Annotated in this window: 2 protein-coding genes; one reads left to right on the top strand and one right to left on the bottom strand. The window is 35.7% G+C overall.

Features of this window, described 5'->3' with window-relative positions:
• Positions 1-237: 237 nt before the first annotated feature.
• Positions 238-1,719 carry a 4-alpha-glucanotransferase gene (gene malQ, locus ENL20_04700; protein ID HHE37854.1) on the bottom strand — a complete coding sequence of 494 codons (1,482 nt, stop codon included), beginning with the start codon at positions 1,717-1,719 and terminating at the stop codon, positions 238-240.
• Positions 1,720-2,089: 370 nt separating this feature from the next.
• On the opposite strand from malQ, the gene ENL20_04695 reads away from it, so the two are divergent.
• Complete coding sequence (locus ENL20_04695) at positions 2,090-3,208, top strand: carbohydrate kinase family protein (GenBank protein HHE37853.1); 1,119 nt, start codon at positions 2,090-2,092, stop codon at positions 3,206-3,208.
• Positions 3,209-3,420 lie beyond the last annotated feature (212 nt).

Genomic DNA, 3,420 nt, shown 5'->3' with positions numbered 1-3,420 from the left:
GTTGAGGAACGAAATCTTCGCAATGGTTGAACTCGTTGAATTAGTTGAACTCGTTGAATTAGTTGAACTGGTTGAATTGGTTGAATTGGTTGAAATGGTTGAATCAGGAAAAAGCGAGAAACGAATCCTTCGCAATTGGTGACTTTTATTTCCTGATCATAACAAGTTCCTGTTTCTCGGTTGGTTTACTTTCCTGACCATTTCGGAGGTCTCCTTCCTCGACCATCCGTAAAGTCATTATCTATCACTTTCCACAGTCAGTTTCTTTATTTTATTAGCTAATTCATCCGACAACTGTTCTTTCATAACTCGCCATTTCCAGTTATTTCCACCTACAGAACCCGGAGAATTAAAGCGAGCAGAATTATCCAATCCCAGGAAATCCTGCATTGGAATTATTGCTAAGTCTGCCTTCGATTTCCAGGCAACTTCGATCAATTTCCAACTTATCTTTTCTTTTCCATCGTAATTCAAATATCGGTGAAGATGGTCTTTAACGAAGTCAGGAATATTTTGGTACCATCCTTCGGTTGTGTCATTGTCATGAGTTCCTGTGTAAACGACACAATTTTCCGGATAATTTTCCGGGAAAAATGGATTGTTCTCATCTCCTCCAAAAGCAAACTGAAGTAATCTCATCCCGGGAAATTGGAAAAATTCCCGCAATTCGACGACTTTTTCAGTAACCAATCCCAGATCTTCCGCAATGATCGGTAAATCCCCTAATTCATTTTGAACTGCTTCGAATAATTTCTTTCCAGGTCCAGGAAGCCATTCACCGATTTCTGCTGTTTTGTTTTCCGCTGGAATCGCATAATAATGAACAAATCCGATAAAATGATCGATCCTGACATAATCTACAATTTCCAGAGTTTTCCTGAACCTTTTAATCCACCAGACGAAATCTTCCTGCTCGTGTTTTTGCCAGTTATAAAGGGGATTTCCCCATAGTTGCCCGAGTTTGCAGAAATCATCAGGCGGACACCCGGAAACCTGGATCGGATTTTTATTTTCATCAAACTGGAAATATTCCGGATTTGACCAGGCATCGGAACTATCGAAAGCAATGTAGATAGGGATGTCACCGAAAATCTTTATTCCTATTGATCTTGCATAATCGTGAACTTCTTTCCATTGTTTGAAGAACAAATATTGCAAAAATTTGTGATATAAAATTTCTTCTTTTTGTAATTTCTCATACTTCGAAGTCGATTCCGGTTTTCGCAACTTGATATCTTCATCCCACTCATTCCACGGTTTCCCGGAAAAGTATTTTTTCAAAGACATAAAAAGAGCATAATCGTTAAGCCAGTCCGTTTCATTTTCACAAAATGTATAAAAATCTAAAGGAATGTTCTTTTGAAAATTCAAGAATGCTTTTCTAAAAATCTTGTTTTTAAACTCGATCACTTTTCCAAAATCAACTTTGTCTCTGGGAAAATTCATCTCAATATTGATGTCGGAATTTGATAAAAAACCATCTTCTAAAATTTTTTCCAAATCGATGAATAAAGGATTTCCGGCAAAAGCGGAAAAGGTCTGATAAGGTGAATCTCCATAACCGGTAGGACCAGTTGGACATATCTGCCAGATTTTTTGTCCTGAACTTTCTAAAAAATCGATAAATTTGAATGCTTCTTTTCCCAGACTTCCGATCCCGTATTTTCCCGGTAAGGATGAGATATGTAATAATATCCCGCTGGAACGGTTGAATTTCATTTATTCTCCTGTATCACCATTGTCTCAATGGTTCTTTGATTTTTTGTCACAGAATGCAATTCTGTGCTACTCCCTTGTTCCCAAAATTCAGGCATCATCGGAACGATGATGAGGGAACATAATTGGACGAAAAACTCCGTTTTGGAAATTTAATAATCAGAGTTTAAGTAATTTCATTTCGAAACTTGAGTTTCGGAATGAAAATAAATCCCACAGAATGCAATTCTGTGCTACATTGTGACACATTTTTGCAAAATGTGATAAAAATTTTTGGATAAATTCGAAATTGTTATATTTTCTGGCAATCATTTTTTTTCTTGTATAAAAAATCGCTTTTTGTTTTTTTAAACTCAAAAAAAAAGAGGTTAGAATGGATCAAAAAAATATTTTGAAAAATCTGATTAAAAAAATGCAGAACAACTTTCAGCAGAACAACTTTCAGCAGAACAATTTTCACCAGAAAAAGGTTTTGATCGGTTTTGACGGTTTTATCGACGAGATCATCGAAGTCGTGAAAAAGAGAGAGAATCCTGAAAAATACGAAAGACTTTCCACGATTTCCGAACTTGCGGAAAATATTTCTAAAATGTCAGGTTTGAGTGGAAATATCGAACTTGTTCCTGCTCAAATCAAACTCGGTGGAAATGGTCCGATAATGGCAAATGCACTTTATCAGCAAGGACATAAAACCTCTTATATTGGAGCTTTAGGGAAAAATAAAATTCATCCGCTTTTTAAAGATTTTGTTCGTAATTGTGAAAATGTGATATCTCTAACTGATCCCGGTCACACCGATGCTTTGGAATTCGATGATGGAAAAGTGATGCTCGGTAAAATCAATAAATTAACGGAAGTGAATTGGAAGAATCTTCTTCAACATATTTCAAAAGATGAATTGAAGAAAAAATTTGAATCACTTTCTTTAATTGGAATTACAAATTGGTCAAGTTTACCTGAAATGAATTCTATCATTAAGGGATTAAACGAAATCTGTTCTGAAATCTCGCATCGACCAACAGTTTTTTTTGATCTTGCTGATCCGAAAAAAAGAACAAATGAAGATATTTTAAAAGTCCTTTCTTTGATATCCGGATTTCAAGAAAATGCTGAAATTATTTTTGGTATGAATAAAAACGAATCTGATGTCATAGCTCGTACTCTTGATATATTTGAAGAAAATGTCATCTCTCGAGCGGGTGAAATCAGGGAAAAGTTAGAAATAACTGCTGTTACAATTCATCCTTTAGATGGAGCAGTTTGTGCAACCGAAAACGGAAATTTCCGGATTGAAGGTCCTTACACTCCCGAACCGAAACTGACAACCGGAGCAGGTGATAATTATAATGCCGGATTCTGCAGCGGCTGGATTTACGGATTTTCTCCGCAGGAATGTCTTGCTCTCGGAGTCTATACTTCCGGATTTTATGTGAGGAATTGTTATTCTCCGACTCTGGAAGAATTGATTGATTTTATGGAACAAATGAAATGAAAAAATAAACACCGAAAACACCGAGAGAACACCGAAAGAATCTGGTTAAATTAGTTAAATCTATTGACTGGTTGAATCAGGGCAACAACAGAAAATCTTCGATCAAAGTATCAAAAACAATGCTGATTGTGAAAGTAGCACAGAATTGCATTCTGTGAAAAAAATCTAATTAAAATTTGACAGAAGATTTTACAGAATAATTTGTGTACTTT

The organism is Candidatus Cloacimonadota bacterium, assembly GCA_011372345.1.
In the GTDB taxonomy this organism is placed as follows: Bacteria; Cloacimonadota; Cloacimonadia; order Cloacimonadales; family TCS61; genus DRTC01.
The sequence above is the reverse complement of the archived record's forward strand: the minus strand, read 5'-3'. Positions and strand labels throughout refer to the sequence as shown.